The sequence below is a fragment of the Citreicoccus inhibens genome (assembly GCF_019039035.1).
GTDB lineage: Bacteria > Myxococcota > Myxococcia > Myxococcales > Myxococcaceae > Citreicoccus > Citreicoccus inhibens.
Map to the genome: position 1 here is coordinate 1 of NZ_JAHNZT010000096.1, position 3139 is coordinate 3139.

The 3139-nt window shown below is 66.5% G+C and carries 1 protein-coding gene; it reads right to left on the reverse strand.

What is annotated here, in order from left to right; all coding sequences use genetic code 11:
* On the reverse strand, positions 1-3139 hold a 3139-nt coding region (locus tag KRR26_RS37535), incomplete at both ends, for a non-ribosomal peptide synthetase (protein ID WP_217082173.1).

The window sequence follows — 3139 nt, forward strand, 5'->3', positions numbered from 1 at the left end:
CACCACCACCGCCTCCCTCACCCCCTCCTCCTCCCTCAACGCCCCTTCCACCTCCCCCAACTCAACCCGGTACCCACGCACCTTCACCTGCGCGTCCACTCGCCCCAGGTACTCCAACTCCCCCCTCACCCACCTCGCCCTGTCTCCCGTCCGGTACAGCCTCGCCCCCTCCTCCCCGCTGTACTCATCCGGCACGAAGCGCTCCGCCGTCTGCCCCGCCTTCCCCTCGTACCCTCGCGCCTGCCCCTCTCCACCCAAGTACAGCTCTCCCGCTACCCCTTCACCCACCACCCTCCCTTCCTCGTCCAACACATACGCTCGCCTCCCCTTCAACGGCCTCCCTATCCCTGGCTCCTTCTTCTCCCACCTCTTCACCTCCACCCACGTCGAGTACGTCGTGTCTTCCGTCGGCCCATACAAATTCACCACCCTCTCCACCCACGGCGCTCTCCTCCCTATCTCCTCCACCAACTCCCTCCTCAACTCCTCCCCTGCCAGGTTCACCACCCTCACGCTCCTCGGCACCCACCCGCTCCTCACCGCCTCCCTCATCGCCGACGGCACCGTATTCACCAGCGTCACCCCCTTCCCCTCCACCTCCCCCATCTCCAGCGCGCTCCCCACCACCACCACCTTCCCCCCTCTCGTCAGCGGCCCGAACACCTCAAACACCGACAAGTCGAAGTTCAGCGACGTCGCCCCCAACACACTCCTCATCTCCTCCTCCCCAAACGCCTCCCAACTCCACCTCACGAACGACACCGCACTCCGGTGCTCCACCCCCACCCCCTTCGGCCTCCCTGTACTCCCTGACGTGTACAGCACGTACGCAAGCTGCCTCGCGCTCACTCCTCCCTTCGGCCCCTCCTCCCTCCTCTCCTCCCCCAACTCCACTCGCTCCACCCCCTTCAGCCCCACCCTCTCCATCTCCTCCCTCTGCCCCACCACCACCCTCACCTTCCCGTCCTCCACCATCCCCTCCAACCTCTCTCGCGGGTAGCTCGCGTCCAGCGGCACGTACGCTCCTCCCGCCTTCAGCACCCCCAACACCGCCACCACCACCTCCCACGTCCTCCCAGCGCACACCCCCACCTTCTCCTCTGCCTTCACTCCCGCCTCCCTCAGCCTCCACGCCACCCCGTTCGCCCTCTCCTCCAACTCCCGGTACCTCACCTCCCTCTCCCCACTCACCACCGCTACCGCCTCCGGCGTCCTCCTCGCCTGCTCCTCCACCAACTCATGCAGCAGCGTCTCTCCTCCCTCGCTCCTCCCCGTCTCGTTCCACCCCTTCACCACCCTCCACCTCTCCTCCTCCCCCATCACCTCCCTCACCCTCACCCCGCTCTCCTTCACCCCCGCTTCCACCAACTCCTTCACCTGCCTCCCCCACCGCTCCACTGTCTCCGCGTCGAAGAGCGCGGTGGCGTATTCGAGTTCGCCCACGAAGCCGTCCTCGCCATCCACGAGCCCCAACGAAAGATCGAAGCGGGCAACTCGATGTTCCACGGAGAGAGGCCGCAGGCTCAGGCCCGGCATGGTGTGGCCGGATGACTTGGGCGTGCTGTCCAACGTGAACATCGCTTGGAAGAGCGGGCTGCGACTCAAGTCACGCTCCGGGCGCAGCGCCTCCACGAGCTTCTCGAAGGGCACATCCTGGTGCGCATACGCACCCAGCGTCGTCTCTCGCACCTGCTTCAACACGTCTCTGAAGCGGGCGTTCCCCTTCACCTGCGTCCTCATCACCACCGTGTTCACGAAGAAGCCCAGCAGCCCCTCTGTCTCTCCTCTCGTCCGGTTCGCGATCGGCGAACCCACGCACACTTCTTCCTGGCCCGCGTTCCTCGCCAGCACCACCTGATATGCGGTCAGCAACACCATGTACGGCGTTGCTCCCTCGCGCTGTGCCAGGGCCTTGATGGCGTCGCTGAGCGCTCGGCCCAAGGAGAAGGGCAGCGCGGCCCCTTCCATCGATTGCACGGCGGGACGCGGCCGATCCGTCAGCAACTCCAATGCCCGAGGCGCACCTGCGAGCTGTCGCCGCCAGTACGCGATCTGCGAGTCCAGCACGTCTCCCCGCAACCACTCGCGCTGCCAGACGGCATAGTCCGCATATTGGATGGGGAGGGGCGGCAGTGATGCCGCCACACCGCGCACGCGCGCCGAATACAGCGCCGTCAGCTCCGCGACGAGCACGCCCATGGACCAACCGTCCGAGACGATGTGATGCATGACCAGTGCGAGCACGTGCTCCTGATCCGACAGTGTCAACAGCACGGTCCGGAGAAGCGGTCCCTGCTCCAGGTCGAACGGCCGGGTCACCACGTCCTCGATGTGACGTCGGACATCAGCGTCAACCGAGTCGCGCGCCCGGCCACGCAAGTCCACGCGTTGAAGCGAGGACAGCGCGTGAGCCGAGATGCGCTGAACCGGATCACCGTCGTGGACTCCAAACGTGGTGCGCAGGGATTCGTGTCGCGCGATGAGTGCGTCGAAGCTGTAGGCGAGCGCCTCTTCGTCGAGCGTCCCCGTCAATCGCACGACCAAGGGCACGTGGTAGACGGTGCTCGTCGGTTCGAGCTGCGCGAGGAACCACAGCCGCTGCTGCGCGAACGACAGCGGGGGAGCCTCTCTGCGCGCCATCCGGTTGAGTGGCGGCGCCAAGATACCGGACGCTTCTGCTCGCGATTGCTTCAGTCGCTCCGCCAAGGCCTCCACGGTGGGGGCCTCGAAGATGGCGCGCAGCGGGAGTTCGATCGCGAGCGACTCGCGGATGCGTGACACCAGCTGCGTCGCCAGGAGCGAGTGGCCTCCCAGCGCGAAGAAGTCGTCGCGCAGCCCCACCTTCGATTGATTCAGCACCGTGGCCCACAGGCTCGCGAGCACGGCTTCTGTTTCGGTTCGCGGCGCCACGTATTCGTCGCGACGCGAGTCTGTCAGTCCCGGCGCAGGCAACGCCCTCCGGTCCACCTTCCCATTCGCCGTCACCGGCAGCGCCTCCAGCACCACCCACGTTGTCGGCACCATGTACTCCGGCAACTTCCTCCTCAGCCCCTCCCTCCACTCCTCCACACCAACCGCCGCCCCCTCCTCCAGCGTCACGTACCCCACCAGCCTCTTCCCCTCCGCCCCGTCCTCCCTC